We start from the raw sequence: 23,222 nt of genomic DNA on the forward strand, positions 1-23,222 counted from the left end.
AAAAAATAATTCGCGCAGAGGAATGCAGATAGCGCAACTTCAGGGACAACTTTGGTGGCCAAATTGGTATTTTAGGTTAAGCCAAACAGCGACTTACTTAGCGAATTGAATAGGGGTTGCATCTTCTGGTATGACAACTGTAACATTTAGCTAAATAACCGATACCTTCGTTTACAAAGCGGGTGTCATTTGCTATCGTATACCTACCTAATTGGTAATACCAATTTCCCTTATTATAGAGTGCGATGAGTTATTCAAAAATCCGTCAACCAAAATTGGCCGATGTAATCTTACAACAGCTAGAAGCAATGATTTTAGAAGGCAGCTTATTGCCGGGGCAAAAATTGCCGCCGGAGCGTGAGCTGGCTCGTCGGTTTGATGTCTCTCGTCCTTCGTTGCGTGAAGCAATTCAAAAACTGGAAGCTAAAGGTTTAGTCTATCGTAAACAGGGTGGTGGCACTTATGTGCATAGCCAATTGCAAAGTGCGCTAACCGATCCTTTGTTTCAACTTATTTCGTCAAATCCAGAAACCCAATTTGATCTGTTAGAGTTTCGCCACGCATTAGAAGGAATTTCTGCTTATTATGCGGCTTTACGAGGAACTGAAGCGGACTTTGAACAGATAAAGTCGGGTTTTGAGTTGACTAGAAAAGCTGCACAATCCACAATTTCCGAGCAAGTTGAAGCCGTTTATAATTTTTATTTAGCGATAGCCCAAGCTTCGCATAATTTAGTTATCGTTCACTTAGTACAGGGAATGGCTGTCCTAATTAAAAAAAATATCGAACAAAATTTTGACATTCTTTCTGTTAGAGACAGCATATTGCAAAGTCTTGATGAACACAGAAATTCATTGTTAAACGCGATTCTGGCGCGTGACCCCGAGCAGGCACGTCTGGCTTCGCACCATCATTTGTCTTATATTGAAGAGTGTTTGCTTCAATTAGGGCAAGAAGAAAACCGCTTGCAGCGAGCGATGCGCCGTGTGCAAAAAGAACTAAAACATTAGACTGGCTAGATGAGACGGGTGAGTTTTTCCCGCTAAGCCTAACGATAAAGGAAAACTATATGTCTGACGTCCTGAATCATGATGTGGATCCGATAGAAACAACTGAGTGGTTAGACGCCCTTGAATCTGTTCTTGAACAGGAAGGGCCTGAACGTGCTCATTATTTATTGGAAAAGCTAATCGATACTTCTCGTCGTAATGGCGCCCATATGCCATTCACCTCGACCACTGGTTATGTCAATACCATACCGGCGGGCCAGGAACCTAATATGCCTGGAGATCGTGAACTAGAAGCACGTATTCGAGCAGCAATTCGCTGGAACGCGGTGATGATGGTTTTACGTGGCTCAAAAAAAGATCTGGAGCTTGGTGGCCATATATCGAGTTTCGCCTCATCGGCCATGTTATATGATGTGGCATTTAACCACTTCTACCGTGCGCCAAACGAAAAAGATGGTGGTGACTTAGTATATTTCCAAGGTCATATTTCGCCAGGAATCTACTCTCGTGCTTTTTTAGAAGGTCGTTTGACAGAGTCTCAGTTAGATAACTTCCGTCAAGAGGCTTTTGCTGATGGTTTATCTTCTTACCCGCATCCAAAACTAATGCCAGACTTTTGGCAATTCCCAACCGTTTCTATGGGTCTTGGTCCGATGCAGGCAATTTATCAGGCAAGATTTTTAAAGTATCTAACTGATCGCGGGATTAAAGACTGCAGCGAGCAAACGGTTTATTGTTATTTAGGTGATGGCGAGATTGATGAGCCAGAATCTTTGGGTGCAATTGGTTTAGCATCACGTGAAGAATTAGACAATTTGGTTTTTGTTGTTAACTGTAACTTACAGCGTTTAGATGGCCCAGTTCGTGGTAACGGTAAAATTATCCAAGAACTAGAAGGCACGTTCCGTGGTGCCGGCTGGGAAGTGATTAAAGTCATTTGGGGTCGATACTGGGATCCGCTTTTAGCTAAAGACACGTCAGGTAAATTACGCCAGTTAATGGAAGAAACGGTTGATGGTGACTATCAAAACTTTAAAGCTAAAGGTGGCGCTTTTACTCGTGAACACTTTTTTGGTAAATACCCAGAGTTACGCGAAATGGTTGCAAACATGTCAGATGATGACATTTGGCGCTTGAACCGTGGTGGTCACGATCCAGTTAAAGTTTATGCAGCATACGATAAAGCTAAAAAGACCAAAGGCCGTCCATCTGTCATTCTAGCCAAAACCGTCAAAGGTTATGGTATGGGTGAAGCGGGCGAAGGTAAAAACATCGCACACCAAGTCAAAAAATTAGACGTAGAAGCGGTTCGCCACTTGCGTGACCGATTTAATGTCCCAGTGGCTGATGAAGATCTGGAAAAATTACCTTATTATAAATTCCCTGAAAATAGCCCAGAAGCAAAATACATGCGTGAACGCCGCGAAGCGTTGCACGGATATATGCCTAAGCGTTTAGCTAATACCACGGTTGAGCTTGAGCTGCCTAAGATTGATGCTTTTAAAGCGGTCACTGACGGTTCGAAAGATCGCGAAATATCAACTACAATGGCTTTTGTCCGAGTGTTAACAGCTCTATTAAAAGACAAAAAAATTGGCAAGCATATAGTGCCTATTATACCGGACGAAGCACGTACTTTTGGTATGGAAGGTCTTTTCCGTCAAGTAGGAATTTATGCTCACGAAGGGCAAAAATATACGCCGCAAGATAAAGACCAAGTCGCTTATTATCGCGAAGATAAAAAAGGCCAAGTTTTACAAGAAGGTATTAACGAATTAGGCGCAATGTCTTCATGGGTGTCGGCCGCCACTTCATACTCGGTCAACGACTTACCTATGATCCCATTCTACATTTACTATTCGATGTTTGGTTTCCAACGTGTTGGTGACATGGTTTGGGCGGCCGGTGATTTACAAGCACGTGGTTTCTTAATTGGTGGTACGGCAGGCCGTACAACGCTAAACGGTGAAGGTCTCCAGCACGAAGATGGTCACTCTCACTTACATTTTGGTACCGTGCCTAACTGTATCACTTATGACCCGACATATGGCTACGAAGTTGCTGTCATTGTACAAGACGGTATCCGTCGTATGTACGGTGAACAAGAAAATGTCTTCTATTACCTGACTGTGATGAATGAAAACTATGTTCAACCGGCAATGCCAGAAGGGGTTGAAGAGGGCATAGTTAAAGGTATTTATAAGTTTGCCAATACCGAAGTTAAAAAAGCCAAAGCAAATGTTAGTTTATTGAGCTCAGGTGTTATTTTAGAGCGAGCGCGTGAAGCAGCTGACATCTTAGCAAATGATTACGGCATTACTTCAGACATTTACAGCGTGACTTCATTTAATGAGTTAGCGCGTGACGGTCAAGATGTTGAGCGTTGGAATATGTTGCACCCTGACTCAGAGCCGCGTAAAGCTTATGTTACAGAAGTGTTGGAGCAAAGCGAAGGTCCGGCGATTGCAGTGACTGATTATATGAAACTATATGCTGATCAGATCCGAGCTTATGTACCAACAGACTATAAAGTACTTGGTACAGATGGTTTTGGTCGTTCAGATAGTCGTGAAAATCTGCGCAAACACTTCGAAGTGAATGCTCACTACATTGTACTAGCTGCGTTAAGCGAATTAGCCAAACGTGGTGAAATTGATAAAAAGCTGGTTAGTGAAGCAATCGCTAAATTTGACATTAATCCTGAAAAGATTAACCCACTTTATGCATAACGGGGAAGTTAGGAAAAGAATATGGCAAATCTAAAAGATGTTTTAGTCCCAGATATTGGCGGCGATGAAGTAGAAGTAATAGAACTAGCGGTTGCTGTTGGTGATACAGTTGAAGCAGAGGATGCTTTGATCACTGTTGAAAGTGATAAAGCTTCAATGGACGTACCAGCCCCTTTTGCTGGTAAAGTCGCGGAAATCACGGTTGCCGTTGGTGATAAAGTGTCAGAAGGCACTTTAATCGTAAAATTAGAAGCAGATTCAGGTGAAGCGGCTGCGGAACCTGAACAAAAAGCTTCTGAAGAAGCTGCGCCAGCCCCAGCCCCAGCGCCTACGCCGAGTCCAGCACCTGCAGCTGGCAATAGCTCAGTCATTGAAGTTGAAGTACCAGACATTGGTGATGCTAGCGATGTTGAAGTCATTGAAGTGTTGGTGAGCGAAGGTGAAAAAATTGAAGAAGAAGCGGGTTTGATCACACTTGAGACTGATAAAGCGACTATGGACGTGCCTGCACCACAAGCCGGTACTGTTAAGTCACTCAAAGTCAAAGTTGGTGATAAAGTGTCACAAGGTTCACTCGTTTTATTATTAGAAACTTCAGGTGGCGGCGAACAAGCCGCGGGATCTGAGCAAGTTGCACCGGCACCTTCTTCGACTCCAGCACCGGCTCCCGCGCCAGCGCCTGCAGCCGCTGCAAGTGAAGTGAAAGAAGTACATGTACCAGATATTGGTGATGCAGACGGCGTGGATGTGATCGAGTTGTTGGTGGCCGTTGGTGATGAAGTTGAAGAAGAAGCGGGTTTAATCACGCTAGAAACTGATAAAGCAACTATGGATGTACCTGCACCTTTTGCGGGTACTGTAAAAGAGCTTAAAGTCGCAACCGGCGACAAAGTTTCGCAAGGTAGTTTAATTGCCTTGATTGAAACCAAAGCAGCTGCGTCTGCACCGGCGCCTGCTGAGCAAGCAGCTCCAGCGCCAGCCTCAGCGACGCCAGCGCCGGCTGAGCGTAAACCTGCGCCTGTAGCCAATGAGCCTGCCCCGATTAGCAATAAAGTTCACGCCGGTCCGTCTGTACGACGTATTGCTCGTGAATTTGGTGTTGATTTAAGCAAGGTCAAAGGTACTGGCCGTAAAGGTCGTATCGTTAAAGAAGACGTGCAAAACTGGGTCAAAGCCGAATTAGCTAAACCGCGCTCTGAAGGTGCAGCTCAAGCGAGTTCTGCTTCGGGTGACTTTAAAGTAGTTCCTTCGCCTAAGATTGATTTTAGTAAGTTTGGCGAAGTGGAAGAAAAACCATTATCTCGTATCCAGAAAATTTCAGGTCCTAGCCTGCATAGAAACTGGGTTCAGATCCCACACGTTACTCAATTTGATGAAGCGGACATTACCGAGTTAGAAAATTTCCGTAAGAGCGAAAATGCGCGCCATCAAAAATTACAAACCGGTGTTAAACACACGCCGTTAGTGTTTGTATTAAAAGCCGCAGCAAAAGCGTTGGAAAAATTCCCAACATTTAACTCATCTCTGTCGTCAGATGGTGAATCATTAATCTTGAAAAAATACGTTAATATTGGCATCGCAGTCGACACACCGAACGGATTAGTCGTTCCTGTGATTAAAGATGTCAATAAAAAAGGATTAGAAGCTTTATCTCAAGAGTTAATGGACATCAGTAAAAAAGCACGTGCAGGCAAGTTAAAAGCGGCCGACATGCAAGGTGGCTGTTTTACTATCTCTAGTTTAGGTGGCATCGGCGGAACTGCGTTCACGCCAATCGTGAACTGGCCTGAAGTGGCAATTCTTGGGGTTTCTAAAGCCGAAATGAAACCTAAATGGAATGGTCAAGAATTTGTACCTAAATTAATGTGCCCGTTAAGTTTATCATATGACCATAGAGTTATTGATGGTGCATTAGGAGCAAGATTCTCTGTAGAGTTGGCAGCAAACCTGTCAGATATTCGCCGTTTAGTGTTATAAACAAGCACTTTACATAAACAATGAGCAGGCTGGCTCAGGCTGGCCTAAAATATGATAAGCCGAGGATGTTTATGAGTAACGAAGTCAAAACTCAGGTAGTTGTACTGGGTTCAGGTCCGGGCGGTTATTCAGCAGCGTTTCGAGCCGCTGATTTAGGTCTGGATGTTACATTGGTAGAACGCTACAGTGCATTAGGTGGCGTCTGTTTGAATGTTGGCTGTATTCCTTCAAAAGCCCTATTACACGTGACCAAACATTTGGTTGACGCGCAAAATATGGAACACGAAGGTATTAGCTTTGGTACACCAGAGATTGATCTGGATAAACTGCGTTCGCATAAAGATAAAGTCGTAAACAAATTAAGCGGCGGTGTTGCCGGTATGGCAAAAATGCGCAAAGTTAAGGTTGTTAACGGTTATGGTAAATTTACCGGTAGCAATTCATTAGCAGTAACAGCGGATGACGGTAGTGTAACTGAGGTTAAATTTGACAATGCAATCATAGCCGCTGGTTCTAGACCGGTTAAACTACCTTTTATCCCACATGATGATAAACGTATCTGGGACTCGACTGATGCACTTGAAATGCCATTTTTACCAGAAAAAATGCTGGTATTAGGTGGTGGTATCATAGGCCTAGAGATGGGCTGTGTATATAGCGCATTAGGTACCCAAATTGATGTTGTTGAATTTATGGATCAAATGATCCCTGCGGCGGATAAGGATATTATTAAACCTTTCACCAAAGCGATGGAGAAAAAATTTAATAACATCATGTTAGAAACCAAAGTGACTGCAGTTGAAGCTAAAGAGGATGGTATTTATGTTAGCTTTGAAGGCAAGGCAGCACCAAGCGAGCCAGTTAAATACGATGCCGTATTAGTGGCTGTTGGTCGTGCGCCTAACGGTGGTTTAATTGACGCTGAAAAAGCAGGTGTTGAGGTGACTGATCGTGGTTTTATCAATGTTGATAAACAAATGAAAACCAATGTTCCGCATATTTTTGCGATTGGGGATCTAGTTGGTCAACCTATGTTAGCACACAAAGCAGTTCATGAAGCTCATGTTGCTGCTGAAGTGATTGCTGGTAAAAAACATTATTTTGAACCAAAAGTGATCCCTTCAATTGCTTACACAGATCCAGAAGTTGCTTGGGCTGGCTTAACTGAAAAAGAAGCTAAAGAGCAGGGGATTAGCTATGAAACAGCGGTATTCCCTTGGGCTGCGTCTGGCCGAGCGATTGCCTCTAATGCCGATGATGGTTTCACTAAATTGATTTTTGAAAAAGATTCACATAAGTTACTTGGCGGTGCTATCGTAGGTAGCCACGGTGGTGAATTGCTTGGTGAAATCTGTTTAGCGATCGAAATGGGTTGTGATGCCGAAGATATTGCATTGACTATTCACGCTCACCCAACTTTGCACGAATCAGTCGGTTTAGCTTCTGAAGTGTACGAAGGTTCAATTACTGACTTACCGAATAAAAAAGCGGTTAAAAAGAAGTAATTTATTGTTAACAAACAAGCCGGTATTTTTTACCGGTTTGTTTTGTTGCAATTTCCTATGATAATTTTTGCCGGATCGGCGATCTGCATTTGTTTTGTTATCTAGCTCTCTGGTATACTCACGTCCCGTCCGTAATATCTATAATTCTTTCGTTCTATATTTCAGGTTCCACATGACAACTCGATATATTTTTGTAACTGGCGGGGTTGTATCCTCACTAGGTAAGGGGATTGCTGCTGCTTCTTTGGCTGCTATTCTGGAAGCACGTGGTTTAAAAGTCACCATAATGAAACTTGATCCATACATCAATGTTGATCCAGGTACTATGAGTCCGATTCAACATGGTGAAGTTTATGTGACAGAGGATGGTGCTGAGACCGACCTTGATTTGGGGCACTACGAAAGATTTATTCGTACCAAAATGACTTGTGCCAATAACTTTACACAAGGGCGCGTATATAAAGACGTCTTAGCGCGCGAAAGACGTGGTGATTATTTAGGTGCGACCATTCAGGTTATTCCTCATATCACAAACGAAATAAAACGCCGAGTTATCGAAGGGGCAAAAGGCTTTGATGTTGCTTTAGTCGAAATTGGCGGAACTGTCGGTGATATAGAATCACAACCGTTTTTAGAAGCTATTCGTCAGTTGGGTACTGAAATTGGTCGTGAGCAAGCTATGTTTATGCACCTCACACTTGTTCCTTACATGAAAGCTTCGGGCGAAGTTAAAACAAAACCAACTCAACATTCGGTCAAAGAATTGCGTTCAATCGGTATTCAGCCAGATATTCTGATATGTCGATCTGAAAATGCGATCCCGGCGAATGAACGTAAAAAAATATCTTTATTCACCAATGTTGAAGAAAAAGCGGTTATCTCGTTAAAAGACGTTGATAGTATTTATCGTATTCCGGCGTTATTAAAATCACAAGGTTTGGACGAACTGATCACTCGCCGATTTCATATTGAATGCCCTGAAGCTGATCTGGTTGAATGGGAGCAGGTGTTATACGAAGAGTCAAATCCGACTGGTGAAGTGACTATTGGTATGATAGGCAAATATGTTGAGTTGGCAGATGCATACAAATCCGTGAACGAAGCGTTAAAACATGCAGGGTTAAAAAAACGGGTTACAGTCAATATCGAATATGTTGATTCCCAAGACTTAGAGTCTAAAGGGGTAAGCAAAATTGCACACTTAGACGCGATTTTAGTTCCAGGTGGTTTTGGTGAGCGTGGGACCAATGGAAAAATGTTGGCGGCGCAATACGCACGTGAAAATGGTGTGCCTTATTTGGGTATTTGTTTAGGCATGCAAATGGCACTCATTGAATTTGCACGTAATGTTGCCAAATTGGAAAATGCAAACAGCACTGAATTTGATTCAAAAACACCACATCCGGTTGTTGGTTTAATCACCGAGTGGCAAAATGCAGAAGGTGATATAGAAACCCGCAGCAATGAATCTGATTTAGGTGGTACAATGCGCTTAGGTAGCCAGCTGTGTCATCTAAAAGAAGGCAGTCGGGCAGCAGAGGTATACGGTAGCTTAGAAATTTATGAGCGTCACCGTCATCGTTATGAAGTAAACAACAACTATGTTGAGCAATTAGAAAAAGCGGGATTGGTTTTTTCTGGTTTATCTGCGGATCGTCGTTTGGTTGAAGTCATTGAATTGCCAGACCACCCATGGTTTGTAGCTGCTCAGTTCCACCCTGAGTTTACCTCAACCCCGCGTGATGGACATCCCTTGTTTGAAGGGTTTGTTGGCGCAGCGCAAGAAAGACAGAAACAAAAAAAGTAATTTAATTATCAGGTCGTTAAAACCTGAAAAAATAAGCTAAGAGGACTTAGAAAGATGGCATCTATTGCAAAAATCATTGGTCGTGAAATTATTGATTCACGTGGTAATCCAACAGTTGAAGCTGACGTTTATTTAGAAAGTGGTGCATTTGGTCGAGCTGCCGCTCCTTCCGGTGCCTCTACGGGGACTCGTGAAGCGCTAGAACTGCGTGATGGCGACAAAGGCCGTTTTCTGGGCAAAGGTGTATTAAAAGCAGTTGCAAATGTAAACGATTTAATTGCCCCAGCTTTAGCCGGTAAAGACGCATTAGATCAAGCTGCTATCGACCAAATCATGTTAGATTTAGATGGTACTGAAAATAAAGATAAATTAGGTGCGAATGCTATTTTAGCCGTATCTTTAGCGGTTGCAAAAGCTGCTGCGGCTGAAAAAGGGGTAGCTTTATATGAGCATATTGCTGACCTAAATGGTACTTCTGGTCAATTTAGCATGCCAGTTCCTATGATGAACATTATCAACGGCGGTGAGCACGCTGATAATAATGTTGACATTCAAGAGTTTATGATTCAGCCAGTTGGCGCTAAAAGTTTCCGTCAAGCCATTCAAATGGGTGCTGAAGTTTTCCACAACTTGAAAAAAGTATTGAGCGCACGGGGTTTGAACACGGCTGTAGGTGATGAAGGTGGTTTTGCACCTGATTTAAAATCTAACTCAGAAGCATTAGCCGTTATTGTAGAAGCTGTTGAAAAAGCTGGCTACAAAATGAATGAAGAAATTACTTTAGCGTTAGATTGTGCGGCCTCTGAATTTTATGCTGACGGTCAATACAACTTAAAAGGTGATGGTAAATCGTTCAACTCTGCCGAGTTTGCTGATTATTTAGGTGATCTTGTGAGCGAATATCCAATCGTATCAATCGAAGATGGTTTAGACGAAAGTGATTGGGATGGTTGGAAAGTATTAACTGAAAAATTAGGTGATAAGGTCCAGTTAGTTGGTGACGATTTGTTTGTAACTAATACCAAAATCTTGAAAGAAGGTATCGATAAAAAAATTGGTAACTCTATCTTGATTAAATTTAACCAAATCGGTTCATTAACTGAAACGTTAGAAGCGATTAAATTGGCAAAAGACGCGGGTTACACTGCCGTTATCTCACACCGTTCAGGTGAAACAGAGGATGCAACTATTGCTGATTTAGCCGTTGGGACAGCTGCGGGACAAATCAAAACAGGTTCGATGAGCCGTTCAGACCGTATTGCTAAATATAACCAGTTATTACGAATCGAAGAAGTATTAGCAGATAAAGCTGTTTACAAAGGTCGTAGCGAAATTAAAGGGCAAGCATAAGTTTATTTGCTTATGAGTGAGTTAATCTTGCTCTAAAAACAGTGTAATATGGTGTTTTAATTGGATTCAGTTAAAGCACCTTTTTTTTATCTGGAGTTTAGGATTGTTTGATTTTTCTGCGCAGCAGGATTTTTCTGAAGAGCGTCAAAAATTATTGGCTTATGCGCAGCTATGTAATGTGTTTTACGAGCGTGAACTTAAGCTGCTCGGTGAGCTAGATGAATCCGCTGAAAAGTTAAAAAAGCGTCTGCAAAGTTTGCCGTTTTATATAAAACGGGCCGCGGAAACCTTATTGAGTTTAGATAATCCTTTAACATTGGATACGCAAAATGGCACTTGGTCAAATAAACAAAGACGACGCTGCCCAGCTGATAAAATAGACAGTGAGCAAAATCGTTTATGGCTACAAAAAAATGCCCAAATTGGCTTGCTCGTCCCTGTTGTTAAAACCCTTCAGGGTGAAACTAGCATTCGGCTGGATTGCATTGATGCGCTAGATGAGAATAAAGTACGGTTAAATGAACATGGCTGGTTTGATGAATATGGTCAATGTCTACAACCGACAGAAGGTGAAAAACGCTTGCTGCGTGCCAATAAAGACCTGATCAGCGCAGCCGCCTGTGGCCATCAATGGATAGGACAAGATGCGACTTTACCGCGAACTTTGAGTTTGCGTGAGCTCTTGTTAACCACCAATATCAATTGGAAAAACTTAAATAAACCTAAGCCCTTGAGCTGACGACTATGAAGCTATTTAAACTGTGTTTGTTATGTGTTTTTCTGCTGCTACAACATCGCTTGTGGTTGGGCGATAACGCGTACCAAGAAAATAAAGCGCTAAACACCGAAATAAAACAGTTGGTTGAATCAAATCAGGAACTAAACTTGCGTAATCAGGTGATGTTAGCCGAAATCAAAGATCTAAAGTCAGGCTTAGCAGCGATCGAAGAAAGGGCTCGTAATGAACTCGGTTTAATTAAGAATAATGAAACCTTTTATCGTATTGTACCGGATCCTCAAAAAGCTCTAAAACAAAATGAATAAGCATAAAATTGCAGCCGTCATACCGGCATCAGGCATTGGCAGCCGAATGGGTTCAGCTAAACCTAAACAATATATCAAGATTGCTGGTCAAAGCATTTTGCAGCATACCTTAGCGAAATTTGAACGTTTAACAATTTGCCAAAAAATAGTGTTAGTCGCTAACCCAAATGATGAAGATTTAGCTGAAATTATCGCGCAGTGTTCCGACAAAGTCGTTGTTGTCCCAGGTGGAGAAACCAGAGCTGCATCTGTGTTATCTGGGCTGTCTTACCTTAGTCGGGATGGTTTTGACTGGGTTATGGTCCATGACGCTGCGCGGCCTTGTGTGGGGCAAGCTGATATTGAACGACTCGTTAGACATTGTCTTGCGCTCGGTCATGGTGGGATATTAGCTACCCAAGTCAAAGACACCATAAAACAAGCTAATAACGAGGGACAAGTGCTAACCACCCACGACCGTAGTCACTTGTGGCACGCACAAACACCTCAGTTTTTTCCTCACAAACAACTATTGAGCGCACTCACTTCAGCGCTAAAAGATCCGAACGTGATAGTTACCGATGAAGCAGCAGCAATGGAGTTGGCGCGTTATCCGGTAGAGCTCGTGGTAGGAACAGCAAGCAATATAAAAATAACTACCCCAGATGATCTTCAATTGGCAGAATTTTATTTAAATAAAGAGAGAGAAAAATGCGTATAGGGCATGGATTTGATGTGCATAAATTTGGTGGTTCAGGTCCCATCGTATTGGGTGGCGTTAAAATCGAACATCCGCAAGGGTTTATTGCACATTCCGATGGAGATGTGTTAATTCATGCTGTCTGTGATGCGATTTTGGGCGCACTTGCGTTGGGTGACATTGGCAGGCACTTTCCTGATACAGACTCAGAGTATAAAAATATTGACAGTCGAATATTATTAAAGCAGGTTCAACAACTCGCTGAAAATAGAGGGTATACCCTGGTCAATTTGGATGCCACTATCGTAGCGCAGACTCCTAAGATGGCACCTCATATCGACACCATGGTGGCTAATTTGGCTATCGACTTAAATGCCTCAACTGAACAGATTAATGTGAAAGCCACGACAACTGAAAAACTTGGATATACTGGGCGCAAAGAGGGCATAGCGGCACATGTTGTTGTTCTGCTGGAGAAAAAATAGATGAATAATGCTTATTTGCACGGACAACCGACAGCGATCGGCAAAATTCGCTGCCAAAATCAAGACTTTTACGTTGAAGAAAAAATTCATTTTGACCTAGATGGACAAGGGGAGCATTTATGGTTGTGGGTCGAAAAAAATGGCCAAAATACTAACTTTGTCGCTAAACAGCTCGCACGAGCATTTAATATTGCGCCACGTTTGGTATCAACGTCTGGGATGAAAGACAGACATGCGGTCACTAGACAATGGTTTTGTTTACCTTGGCCAATAAAAAAAGAGGTGCCAAGTATTCAATTGGAAGGCGCTAAGATTATTCGGTATAAGCGCCATGGAAAAAAGTTAAAAACTGGCACGCACAAATTTAACTTATTTAAGATTAACATTAAGTTAACTGAATTTTGTGAAACTGAGCTAGCAGAGCGTTTAAACCGTATAAAAGTTTTAGGTGTCGCGAATTATTTTGGCGAACAAAGATTCGGCCATGATGGTAAAAATTTAAAAGCAGTCACAGAAATGTTTAACGGCGATCTTGTTGTTAGAGACAAAAAGTTACGTGGCATTTATTTATCAGCTGCCCGCTCGCACATATTTAATCAGATATTGCACCAACGCATCTCTCAGGATATGTTTAAACCTGTGTCAGGTGACGTTTTTATGCTAGCAGGTTCACATTCTTATTTTGCCAGTGATGAAATCAATAAAGAAATATTAGAGCGATTCGAGCAAGGCGATATACTTTTATCTGGCGCTATGGTTGGTGCAGGTGAGCTGGCGACTCATGGGCAAATACATGCCTTAGAAAGTGAGATCATTAATAAGCATGCTACTTGGTATCAAGGTTTAGTGGATGCAGGTTTAAAACAAGATAGACGTGCTTTGCAACTACATGCAAGTGAGTTTACTTGGGTGTTAGATACAGCTCAACAGAGTTTGCTCGTCTCGTTTAAATTGCCAGCTGGCGCCTTTGCAACTTCTGTGTTGCGTGAGATTTGTATTTATACAGATACGGGTGGAAAAATTGAAGATACTATTAAGCAATGATGATGGTGTACATTCGTCAGGGTTAAAAGCACTTTACCAAGCACTAAAAAAAGATCATCAGGTAACCGTATGTGCCCCCGATAGGAATTGTAGTGGCGCCAGTAATAGTTTAACGTTAAGTAATCCACTTAGGGTGCAAAGGTTAGATAATGGTTTTTTTATGGTTTATGGCACACCTACAGATTGTGTGCACTTAGCAATTAATCAGCTAATGGATGAAAAACCTGACATTGTGGTGTCTGGCATTAATCATGGGGCTAACTTAGGCGATGACGTGCTTTATTCAGGCACAGTTGCGGCCGCGACCGAAGGTCGCCATATGGGCTTACCTGCGATAGCTGTGTCGCAAAACAGTCATCGGCCGACTGATTTTTCAGCCGCGACAAAAGTTGTTTTAAAATTATTGGATAAACTTTCCGAGCATCCGTTACCAGCTGATCAAATTTTAAACGTAAATGTGCCAGATATACCTGTCAGTTCGATCAAAGGTATTCAGACCACTCGCTGTGGCCGACGGCATCAGGCTGGCGATATGCAAAAAGCAACAGATCCTTTTGGTCATGAAATTTATTGGTATGGGCCGATTGGTGAAATAAAGGATGCGGCTGAGGGCAGTGATTTTTACGCTTTGGCAAACGAATATATCGCAGTAACTCCATTAACCGTTGACATGACAGCCTATAAAAGTGTCGCTTTATTAGAACCTTGGCTGCAACAAATAACATTATAATCTGATATAAGAAAGAACTATGGCGTTGAGTTTAAAAGCCGCACGAAGCGGAGAAAAGCTTGCACAACAACTAGAACAAGATGGGATATCAAATAAACAGGTACTGGCGGCCATTGCTGCCGTACCCAGGCATGCTTTTGTACAGCCAGCTCTAGCTCATATTGCGTACGAAAACACTGCTCTGCCGATAGGTAAAGGACAAACTATTTCCCAACCTGCAATTGTTGCAAAAATGTCTGAGTTGGTGCTTGATATAGACATTCCGGTTAATAAATTACTTGAAATTGGCACAGGCTGTGGATATCAAACAGCTGTGATCTCACAGCTAGTTGAACGAGTTTTTTCGGTCGAACGCATTGCTTCTCTGCAATTTCAAGCGCGTCGTCTGTTACGTAAACTAGATATCCACAATATTAGTTTGCGTCATGGTGACGGTTGGGCAGGGTGGCCGAGCAAAGGTCCCTTTGACGCAATATTGGTAACAGCCGCTGCTGTTGAAGTGCCACAAGCTTTATTGGAGCAGTTAGTAGACGGTGGTGCATTAGTGATCCCGATTGGCCAGACAACACAAATTTTAAAAAGGATCATCCGTCGAGGAGACGAATTTATTAGCGAAGATCTGAGCTCGGTTCGTTTTGTGCCTTTAATTCAAGGCGAAACAGAATAATTATTATAATTAAGGACAGTGTAGATGGAAAAGCAGCAACAGCGCAGCAAATTAGAATATTTTATTTTATTATTGAAAGGTATGGCGATGGGGGCTGCAGATGTAGTACCTGGCGTTTCTGGTGGTACTATTGCTTTTATTAGTGGGATCTATGACGAGTTAATAGGTTCGTTAAATAAACTGGGTTTTGCTGCCGTAGGGATTTTATTCAAACAAGGTTTTAAAGCTTTCTGGCAGCATATTAACGGTAATTTTTTAGTGGCAGTATTCGGCGGTATCTTGATAAGCTTAAAAACTTTTGCTGCTGTCATATTGGTATTATTGCACAGCCAGCCGCTACTGGTTTGGGGCTTTTTCAGTGGACTTATTCTCGCATCTATATATTTATTAGTTAAATCATCGGCACGTTGGCGGATGCAAGAATGGTTAGCTTTATTGACTGGTAGTCTGTTCGTTTATTGGATTTCAATTTCCAGACCATCCCAGTTATCAGGCGAGCCCTGGATCATGTTTTTGGGTGGTTTTGTGGCAATCTGTGCAATGATCTTACCGGGCATTAGCGGCAGTTTTATTTTATTGTTAGTTGGTTTGTATCCACTATTTATTATTGCCATTGATCAGTTAGACCTTTTGATTTTAGCGGCATTTGGATTGGGCGCTATCTCTGGATTATTGGTATTTTCGAAGTTTTTAAGTTGGCTGCTGAAAACTTACCATAACCTGACGATAGCTCTGTTAACCGGCTTTTTAATTGGCTCTCTTAATGTCACTTGGCCATGGAAACAAACATTAGAAACCTTTGTTAACCGACATGGCGAAGAAGTCCCCCTCATTCAGCAAAATATATCACCCTTCACTTTTACTGACTTAACCGGGACTGACCATAGGTTGGTTATGGTGATATTCATGTTCCTGCTGGGTATTGGTTTAATTGTAGGGTTAGAAAAAGCCGCATATAAGTTGAAGGGCGAATAATGCGATTTTTTACAGGTGTTTGCTTTTTAGTGATCTCACTCGGCTTAATAGGTTGTGCCCAGCGTGGTACGCCTGCACCTGTAAAAAACGTTTATCAAGGTCCAACAATACATGATTTTAAAGCCAACAGCTTAAAAGCAAATCGTTATCAAGTTGAAAAGGGCGATACCCTTTACAGTATTGCCTATCGGGCAGGGACCAGTGTTAGCGAGCTTGCAAAATTGAATCGTTTAACACCACCGTATGAAATTTATCCCGGACAAGTTTTATCCCTTAAGCACAAAATTGATAGAAATCAAAAAAAATCAAAAATAGCTAAAAAAAAGGTTGCAGAGGATAAATCAGAGGCGTATGTTATCAAAGGTAAACAAAATGTTAAACCGAGTCAATCTGGGTTTAACCCGACTGGATGGCAATGGCCTAGCCGTGGTGAAATAATCACTCGTTTTTCACATACGGAATCTGGTATTAAAGCCGTTGAGATAGCAGGGAAACGCGGCTCACCAGTGGTTGCGGCTAATTCAGGAAAAGTAGTTTACGCGGGGCGCGCATTGCGTGGTTATGGGAACCTAATTATCATCAAACACTCAGATGACTTCTTAAGTGCCTATGCGCACAACGATGTTATTCGGGTAAAAGAAAAAGATTGGGTAACCAAAGGCCAGCAAATCGCTGAAATGGGTGACACGGATGCTGATAGAGTCAAGTTGAGGTTTGAGATACGGTATCAGGGGAGCACGGTAAACCCTGAAAAGTACTTACCTAAACGTTAGTTAAAACCTCATATTGTCGCGACCAGTATCCTGGCATCAAATGCAAATCTGGATATACAGTTAAGCAGGAGTTCGCAATATGGCACAGACTAAAGCGTACAACAGTGAAAGAGTGCTCGATAAAAGCAAAGACTACATGGATGATTCAGATCTGGACTTGCAAGATGTAGCGTTGGATTCCGACGAGAGTGAAGATCTAAATTCTCTGGATGCAGTTAACTCTAATGAAGTGACCAAAAACCTTGATGCAACTCAGTTATATTTGAGTGAAATAGGTATTTCTCCCTTATTATCTGCAGAAGAAGAAGTTTATTTTGCCCGAAAAGCGCTTAAAGGCTGTGAAAAGTCTCGTAAGCGTATGATTGAAAGTAATCTTCGTTTAGTCGTTAAAATTGCCCGAAGATATAACAATCGTGGATTAGCGTTGCTCGACTTAGTGGAAGAAGGCAACTTGGGTTTGATTCGCGCGGTTGAAAAGTTTGATCCAGAGCGTGGTTTTCGGTTTTCCACCTATGCAACTTGGTGGATCCGTCAAACAATTGAACGTGCATTAATGAATCAGACCCGAACCATACGTTTACCGATACATGTTGTAAAAGAACTTAATGTTTATTTACGTACTGCAAGAGAATTGGCCCAACAGCTAGATCATGAACCAACAGCGGAAGAAATTGCTGAAAAGTTAGATAAGCCTGTGGCTGATGTTTCAAAAATGCTGCGTTTAAATGAGCGTATTAGTTCGGTTGATAAGCCGGTAGCTGGTGCTTCAGAAAAAGGTTTATTGGATATATTATCTGATGAGAGATATTCTGGCCCAGAAGATGATATGCAAGACTCGGATATGAAATCGAATATCCTGGCTTGGTTAAACGAATTAAATCCAAAACAAAAAGAAGTATTGGCTCGTCGTTTTGGTTTATTAGGATATGAAGCATCTACGTTAGAAGATGTAGGTAAAGAAATTGGACTCACGAGAGAACGAGTTCGTCAGATTCAGGTCGAAGCGTTAAAACGCTTAAAAGATATTCTTTCAAGTCAAGGCCTCTCCATTGAATCTGTTTTCCAAATGTAGTTTTTAATAAAAAACCTCAATTGAAGCAAAATCAGTTGAGGTTTTATACAATCTGTACGTTATCTGAGCAAACAAACCTAAATTTAAAATAATCGAATAAAAAGCATTGACGGCACTTAATATCTCTCTATAATGCGCCCCCACAACGCAGCGACACGGCAACAAACGCCGGGAAGCAAAGCGACGCAAGTTAAGCCCAATCGGCTCAAACTAAAAAGTTTTAAACGATTGAAAATAAAGGCTTGACAAGCAACTTGAGAAGCGTAAAATGCGCGCCTCACTTGAGCAGTTTAAAACAAACGCTCAAGCAAAATGTTCTTTAAAAATTTGGTAACCTTATTTATCTGTGTGGGCACTCGCATCATTTGAATAGACAAAAAATTATTCAGTTGATTGAGTGACTAAACAGTCAATTCAGTACGATTGAAGCAAAGATTAAAACTTTTTTTGAAGAGTTTGATCATGGCTCAGATTGAACGCTGGCGGCAGGCCTAACACATGCAAGTCGAGCGGAAACGAGAATAGCTTGCTATTCGGCGTCGAGCGGCGGACGGGTGAGTAATGCTTGGGGATCTGCCTCGTTGTGGGGGATAACCATTGGAAACGATGGCTAATACCGCATAATACCTACGGGTTAAAGAGGGCTTAGGCTCTTGCGACGAGATGAACCCAAGTGAGATTAGCTAGTTGGTGAGGTAATGGCTCACCAAGGCGACGATCTCTAGCTGGTTTGAGAGGATGATCAGCCACACTGGAACTGAGACACGGTCCAGACTCCTACGGGAGGCAGCAGTGGGGAATATTGCACAATGGGCGCAAGCCTGATGCAGCCATGCCGCGTGTGTGAAGAAGGCCTTCGGGTTGTAAAGCACTTTCAGCAGTGAGGAAAGGGTGTTGGTTAATACCCATCATCTGTGACGTTAACTGCAGAAGAAGCACCGGCTAACTCCGTGCCAGCAGCCGCGGTAATACGGAGGGTGCGAGCGTTAATCGGAATTACTGGGCGTAAAGCGCACGTAGGTGGATAGATAAGCTGGTTGTGAAAAACCGGAGCTCAACTCCGGCCGTGCATCCAGAACTGTCTGTCTAGAGTAAGGGAGAGGGGGGTAGAATTTCAGGTGTAGCGGTGAAATGCGTAGAGATCTGAAGGAATACCGGTGGCGAAGGCGGCCCCCTGGCCCATTACTGACACTGAGGTGCGAAAGCGTGGGTAGCGAACAGGATTAGATACCCTGGTAGTCCACGCCGTAAACGATGTCTACTTGCTGTGTGTGTCTTTAAGACGTGCGTAGCGCAGCTAACGCGATAAGTAGACCGCCTGGGGAGTACGGCCGCAAGGTTAAAACTCAAATGAATTGACGGGGGCCCGCACAAGCGGTGGAGCATGTGGTTTAATTCGATGCAACGCGAAGAACCTTACCATCCCTTGACATCCACAGGAGAGCGTAGAGATATGCTTGTGCCTTCGGGAACTGTGAGACAGGTGCTGCATGGCTGTCGTCAGCTCGTGTTGTGAAATGTTGGGTTAAGTCCCGCAACGAGCGCAACCCTTATCCTTAGTTGCCAGCATTTAGTTGGGGACTCTAAGGAGACTGCCGGTGATAAACCGGAGGAAGGTGGGGACGACGTCAAGTCATCATGGCCCTTACGGGATGGGCTACACACGTGCTACAATGGACAGTACAGAGGGAAGCGAACTTGCGAGAGTAAGCGGATCCCTTAAAGCTGTTCGTAGTCCGGATTGGAGTCTGCAACTCGACTCCATGAAGTCGGAATCGCTAGTAATCGCAGATCAGAATGCTGCGGTGAATACGTTCCCGGGCCTTGTACACACCGCCCGTCACACCATGGGAGTGGGCTGCAAAAGAAGTAGGTAGCTTAACATTGGGCGCTTACCACTTTGTGGTTCATGACTGGGGTGAAGTCGTAACAAGGTAGCCCTAGGGGAACCTGGGGCTGGATCACCTCCTTAACGATGCTATTTAAAGTGCTGAGTGTTCACACAGATAAATAATGGGTTACTAAATATAAAGCTATTGATATCAGCGCAAAGTGAATGTTAATCATTTTGCAGTGATATCAATCACCTGCTCTTTAACAATCTGGATTGTAGTAAATATCTCTAATAGAGAATTAAATTTGTTCAATTTAAAACTGAAACGAGTTTGATCAAGCAAGACCAAGTATTCAATAAACGATGGTGCTTATTGTATAACCTGATAAACATTCGGGTTGTATGGTTAAGTGACTAAGCGTGCACGGTGGATGCCTTGGCAATTGGAGGCGATGAAGGACGTGTTAATCTGCGATAAGCTATGACGAGTCGATAAAAGACGCATGAGTTATAGATTTCCGAATGGGGCAACCCACCCTTTTAGGGTATCTTAATGTGAATATATAGCATTAAGAAGCGAACCGGGAGAACTGAAACATCTAAGTACCCCGAGGAAAAGAAATCAACCGAGATACCGAAAGTAGCGGCGAGCGAAATCGGTGCAGCCGATAAGATTAAGTCCAGCAGAACATTCTGGAAAGTTTGGCCATAGCAGGTGACAGCCCTGTATGCGAAAGACTTAAGCTTACATATTAAGTAGGTCGGGACACGTGATATCCTGACTGAAGATGGGGGGACCATCCTCCAAGGCTAAATACTCCCAATTGACCGATAGTGAACCAGTACCGTGAGGGAAAGGCGAAAAGAACCCCTGTGAGGGGAGTGAAATAGAACCTGAAACCGTGTACGTACAAGCAGTGGGAGCTCTTCGGAGTGACTGCGTACCTTTTGTATAATGGGTCAGCGACTTATATTTTGTAGCGAGGTTAACCGAATAGGGAAGCCGTAGCGAAAGCGAGTCTTAACTGGGCGCTTAGTTGCAAGGTATAGACCCGAAACCCGGCGATCTACCCATGGGCAGGTTGAAGGTTGAGTAACATCAACTGGAGGACCGAACTCACTAACGTTGAAAAGTTAGGAGATGACTTGTGGGTCGGAGTGAAAGGCTAATCAAGCCGGGAGATAGCTGGTTCTCCCCGAAAGCTATTTAGGTAGCGCCTCGGACGAATACCACTGGGGGTAGAGCACTGTTAAGGCTAGGGGGTCATCCCGACTTACCAACCCTTTGCAAACTCCGAATACCAGTGAGTACTATCCGGGAGACACACGGCGGGTGCTAACGTCCGTCGTGAAGAGGGCAACAACCCAGACCGCCAGCTAAGGTCCCAAATACCAATTAAGTGGGAAACGATGTGGGAAGGCTTAGACAGCTAGGAGGTTGGCTTAGAAGCAGCCACCCTTTAAAGAAAGCGTAATAGCTCACTAGTCGAGTCGGCCTGCGCGGAAGATGTAACGGGGCTAAATTGGTAACCGAAGCTGCGGATTTAATCTTAGATTAAGTGGTAGGGGAGCGTTCTGTAAGTGGATGAAGGTGTGTTGTAAAGCATGCTGGACATATCAGAAGTGCGAATGCTGACATGAGTAACGATAAAGCGGGTGAAAAACCCGCTCGCCGAAAGACCAAGGTTTCCTGTCCCATGCTAATCAGGGCAGGGTAAGTCGGCCCCTAAGGTGAGGGCGAAAGCCGTAATCGATGGGAAACGGGTTAATATTCCCGTACTTTTATTGACTGCGATGGAGAGACGGAGAAGGCTAAACTGGCTTGGCGATGGTTGTCCAAGTGAAAAGTTGTAGGTTGAGGGCTTAGGCAAATCCGGGCCCTTAAGACTGAGAACTGAGACGAGTATCTACGGATACGAAGCAGTTGATGCCCGGCTTCCAGGAAAATCTTCTAAGCTTCAGGTCAATAAAAACCGTACCCCAAACCGACACAGGTGGTCAGGTAGAGAATACTAAGGCGCTTGAGAGAACCCGGGTGAAGGAACTAGGCAAAATAGTACCGTAACTTCGGGAGAAGGTACGCCACGTTATTGTGAAAGGCTTAACGTCTGGAGCGAGAGGTGGTCGAAGTAACCAGGTGGCTGGAACTGTTTATTAAAAACACAGCACTCTGCTAATTCGAAAGAAGACGTATAGGGTGTGACACCTGCCCGGTGCCGGAAGGTTAATTGATGGGGTTATCCATATGGAGAAGCTCTTGATCGAAGCCCCGGTAAACGGCGGCCGTAACTATAACGGTCCTAAGGTAGCGAAATTCCTTGTCGGGTAAGTTCCGACCTGCACGAATGGTGTAATCATGGCCACGCTGTCTCCACCCGGGACTCAGTGAAATTGAACTTGCTGTGAAGATGCAGTGTACCCGCGGCTAGACGGAAAGACCCCGTGAACCTTTACTACAGCTTGGCAGTGAACATTGAACCTACATGTGTAGGATAGGTGGGAGGCTATGAATCAGCGTCGCTAGATGTTGTGGAGCCATCCTTGAAATACCACCCTTGTATGTTTGATGTTCTAACCTCGGCCCATCATCTGGGTCAGGGACACTGCCTGGTGGGTAGTTTGACTGGGGCGGTCTCCTCCCAAATAGTAACGGAGGAGCACGAAGGTTGGCTAAGTACGGTCGGACATCGTACGGTTAGTGCAATGGCATAAGCCAGCTTAACTGCGAGACAGACACGTCGAGCAGGTGCGAAAGCAGGTCATAGTGATCCGGTGGTTCTGAATGGAAGGGCCATCGCTCAACGGATAAAAGGTACTCCGGGGATAACAGGCTGATACCGCCCAAGAGTTCATATCGACGGCGGTGTTTGGCACCTCGATGTCGGCTCATCACATCCTGGGGCTGAAGTCGGTCCCAAGGGTATGGCTGTTCGCCATTTAAAGTGGTACGCGAGCTGGGTTTAGAACGTCGTGAGACAGTTCGGTCCCTATCTGCCGTGGGCGTTTGAGAATTGAGGGGGGCTTCTCCTAGTACGAGAGGACCGGAGTGGACGAACCTCTGGTGTTCCGGTTGTTCTGCCAAGAGCATTGCCGGGTAGCTAAGTTCGGAATCGATAACCGCTGAAAGCATCTAAGCGGGAAGCGAGCCCCAAGATGAGTTTTCACAGACCCTAGAGGTCCTGTAGGGCCCTTGTAGACTACAAGGTTGATAGGTTGGGTGTGTAAGTGCTGTGAGGCATTGAGCTAACCAATACTAATTGCCCGTGCGGCTTAACCATACAACGCCAAATGTTTATTGGGTTAAACTCGAAGCGAAAGCGAAAAACAGAATAAAGCGAACAAATTTAAAACTACAATCAAGATTGTGACCAGTTTATGCCTGACGGCGATAGCATTGTGGAACCACCTGATCCATTTCGAACTCAGAAGTGAAACACAATAGCGGCGATGGTAGTGTGGGGTTTCCCATGTGAGAGTAGCACACCGTCAGGCTTCTCCTTCGAAGCCCTGAGTGAATACTCAGGGCTTTTTTTATACCTGC

Annotated in this window: 16 protein-coding genes and 3 rRNA genes; all 19 read left to right on the plus strand. The window is 43.6% G+C overall.

The genetic code is table 11. The features are described 5' to 3' along the window. Positions 1-245 precede the first annotated feature (245 nt). The 19 genes from pdhR (at position 246) to rrf (ending at position 23,173) form a co-directional block, all read left to right on the plus strand. Positions 246-1,010, plus strand: coding sequence for a pyruvate dehydrogenase complex transcriptional repressor PdhR (gene pdhR / locus C727_RS0107025; RefSeq protein ID WP_017444922.1), 765 nt, complete (start codon positions 246-248; stop codon positions 1,008-1,010). A 59-nt stretch (positions 1,011-1,069) separates the two neighbouring features. Beyond that, positions 1,070-3,739, plus strand: a complete 2,670-nt coding sequence (gene aceE / locus C727_RS0107030; RefSeq protein WP_017444923.1) for a pyruvate dehydrogenase (acetyl-transferring), homodimeric type — start codon at positions 1,070-1,072, stop codon at positions 3,737-3,739. Positions 3,740-3,760: 21 nt separating this feature from the next. After that, positions 3,761-5,716 (plus strand): pyruvate dehydrogenase complex dihydrolipoyllysine-residue acetyltransferase, encoded by a 1,956-nt coding sequence (aceF, locus tag C727_RS0107035; RefSeq protein ID WP_017444924.1) that lies wholly within the window; start codon positions 3,761-3,763, stop codon positions 5,714-5,716. 71 nt (positions 5,717-5,787) lie between these two features. Next, the gene (gene lpdA / locus C727_RS0107040) at positions 5,788-7,221 is read left to right on the plus strand and encodes a dihydrolipoyl dehydrogenase (RefSeq protein ID WP_017444925.1); all 1,434 of its coding nucleotides are present in this window, start codon (positions 5,788-5,790) and stop codon (positions 7,219-7,221) included. Positions 7,222-7,393: 172 nt separating this feature from the next. Continuing rightward, positions 7,394-9,028 carry a CTP synthase gene (locus tag C727_RS0107045; RefSeq protein ID WP_017444926.1) on the plus strand — a complete coding sequence of 545 codons (1,635 nt, stop codon included), beginning with the start codon at positions 7,394-7,396 and terminating at the stop codon, positions 9,026-9,028. A gap of 54 nt (positions 9,029-9,082) precedes the next feature. Continuing rightward, a complete protein-coding gene (gene eno, locus C727_RS0107050) occupies positions 9,083-10,378 on the plus strand; it encodes a phosphopyruvate hydratase (protein WP_017444927.1) in 1,296 nt (431 codons plus the stop codon). A 103-nt stretch (positions 10,379-10,481) separates the two neighbouring features. Beyond that, entirely contained in the window at positions 10,482-11,117 is a 636-nt protein-coding gene (locus C727_RS0107055) for a hypothetical protein (RefSeq protein WP_017444928.1), read from the plus strand. A 5-nt stretch (positions 11,118-11,122) separates the two neighbouring features. Beyond that, positions 11,123-11,422: a cell division protein FtsB gene (gene ftsB / locus C727_RS0107060; RefSeq protein ID WP_017444929.1), complete on the plus strand. Its 300-nt coding sequence runs from the start codon at positions 11,123-11,125 to the stop codon at positions 11,420-11,422. Continuing rightward, the gene (gene ispD / locus C727_RS0107065; RefSeq protein ID WP_017444930.1) at positions 11,415-12,122 is read left to right on the plus strand and encodes a 2-C-methyl-D-erythritol 4-phosphate cytidylyltransferase; all 708 of its coding nucleotides are present in this window, start codon (positions 11,415-11,417) and stop codon (positions 12,120-12,122) included. Before ftsB ends, ispD begins: the two co-directional genes overlap by 8 nt. Next, positions 12,113-12,586, plus strand: coding sequence for a 2-C-methyl-D-erythritol 2,4-cyclodiphosphate synthase (gene ispF / locus C727_RS0107070; RefSeq protein ID WP_017444931.1), 474 nt, complete (start codon positions 12,113-12,115; stop codon positions 12,584-12,586). Before ispD ends, ispF begins: the two co-directional genes overlap by 10 nt. Continuing rightward, a complete protein-coding gene (gene truD / locus C727_RS0107075) occupies positions 12,587-13,630 on the plus strand; it encodes a tRNA pseudouridine(13) synthase TruD (RefSeq protein ID WP_017444932.1) in 1,044 nt (347 codons plus the stop codon). Then, positions 13,608-14,360 (plus strand): 5'/3'-nucleotidase SurE, encoded by a 753-nt coding sequence (gene surE / locus C727_RS0107080; RefSeq protein ID WP_026052603.1) that lies wholly within the window; start codon positions 13,608-13,610, stop codon positions 14,358-14,360. Before truD ends, surE begins: the two co-directional genes overlap by 23 nt. A gap of 19 nt (positions 14,361-14,379) precedes the next feature. Next, positions 14,380-15,027: a protein-L-isoaspartate(D-aspartate) O-methyltransferase gene (locus tag C727_RS0107085; protein WP_017444934.1), complete on the plus strand. Its 648-nt coding sequence runs from the start codon at positions 14,380-14,382 to the stop codon at positions 15,025-15,027. Between the two features lie 24 nt (positions 15,028-15,051). Further along, positions 15,052-16,002, plus strand: a complete 951-nt coding sequence (locus tag C727_RS0107090; RefSeq protein WP_017444935.1) for a DUF368 domain-containing protein — start codon at positions 15,052-15,054, stop codon at positions 16,000-16,002. Next, positions 16,002-16,775: a peptidoglycan DD-metalloendopeptidase family protein gene (locus tag C727_RS0107095; RefSeq protein WP_017444936.1), complete on the plus strand. Its 774-nt coding sequence runs from the start codon at positions 16,002-16,004 to the stop codon at positions 16,773-16,775. The genes C727_RS0107090 and C727_RS0107095 overlap by 1 nt, the downstream gene beginning before the upstream one ends. Positions 16,776-16,854: 79 nt before the next feature. Further along, a complete protein-coding gene (gene rpoS / locus C727_RS0107100; protein WP_017444937.1) occupies positions 16,855-17,847 on the plus strand; it encodes an RNA polymerase sigma factor RpoS in 993 nt (330 codons plus the stop codon). A 444-nt stretch (positions 17,848-18,291) separates the two neighbouring features. Further along, positions 18,292-19,819 (plus strand): 16S ribosomal RNA (locus C727_RS0107105). Between the two features lie 266 nt (positions 19,820-20,085). Then, positions 20,086-22,959, plus strand: a 23S ribosomal RNA gene (locus C727_RS0107110). A gap of 100 nt (positions 22,960-23,059) precedes the next feature. After that, a 5S ribosomal RNA gene (gene rrf / locus C727_RS0107115) occupies positions 23,060-23,173 on the plus strand. The 16S, 23S and 5S rRNA genes sit together here, the layout of an rRNA operon. Positions 23,174-23,222: the final 49 nt, after the last annotated feature.

Origin of the sequence: Gayadomonas joobiniege G7 (assembly GCF_000300815.1) — a bacterium.
GTDB classification, from domain to species: domain Bacteria; phylum Pseudomonadota; class Gammaproteobacteria; order Enterobacterales; family Alteromonadaceae; genus Catenovulum; species Catenovulum joobiniege.

Bases quoted from the DNA above. Each gene is read 5' to 3' on its own strand.
- pdhR (WP_017444922.1), top strand. From the start codon at position 246: ATGAGTTATTCAAAAATCCGTCAACCAAAATTGGCCGATGTAATCTTA.
- aceE (WP_017444923.1), top strand. From the start codon at position 1,070: ATGTCTGACGTCCTGAATCATGATGTGGATCCGATAGAAACAACTGAG.
- aceF (WP_017444924.1), top strand. From the start codon at position 3,761: ATGGCAAATCTAAAAGATGTTTTAGTCCCAGATATTGGCGGCGATGAA.
- lpdA (WP_017444925.1), top strand. From the start codon at position 5,788: ATGAGTAACGAAGTCAAAACTCAGGTAGTTGTACTGGGTTCAGGTCCG.
- C727_RS0107045 (WP_017444926.1), top strand. From the start codon at position 7,394: ATGACAACTCGATATATTTTTGTAACTGGCGGGGTTGTATCCTCACTA.
- eno (WP_017444927.1), top strand. From the start codon at position 9,083: ATGGCATCTATTGCAAAAATCATTGGTCGTGAAATTATTGATTCACGT.
- ftsB (WP_017444929.1), top strand. From the start codon at position 11,123: ATGAAGCTATTTAAACTGTGTTTGTTATGTGTTTTTCTGCTGCTACAA.
- ispD (WP_017444930.1), top strand. From the start codon at position 11,415: ATGAATAAGCATAAAATTGCAGCCGTCATACCGGCATCAGGCATTGGC.
- ispF (WP_017444931.1), top strand. From the start codon at position 12,113: ATGCGTATAGGGCATGGATTTGATGTGCATAAATTTGGTGGTTCAGGT.
- truD (WP_017444932.1), top strand. From the start codon at position 12,587: ATGAATAATGCTTATTTGCACGGACAACCGACAGCGATCGGCAAAATT.
- C727_RS0107085 (WP_017444934.1), top strand. From the start codon at position 14,380: ATGGCGTTGAGTTTAAAAGCCGCACGAAGCGGAGAAAAGCTTGCACAA.
- C727_RS0107090 (WP_017444935.1), top strand. From the start codon at position 15,052: ATGGAAAAGCAGCAACAGCGCAGCAAATTAGAATATTTTATTTTATTA.
- C727_RS0107095 (WP_017444936.1), top strand. From the start codon at position 16,002: ATGCGATTTTTTACAGGTGTTTGCTTTTTAGTGATCTCACTCGGCTTA.
- rpoS (WP_017444937.1), top strand. From the start codon at position 16,855: ATGGCACAGACTAAAGCGTACAACAGTGAAAGAGTGCTCGATAAAAGC.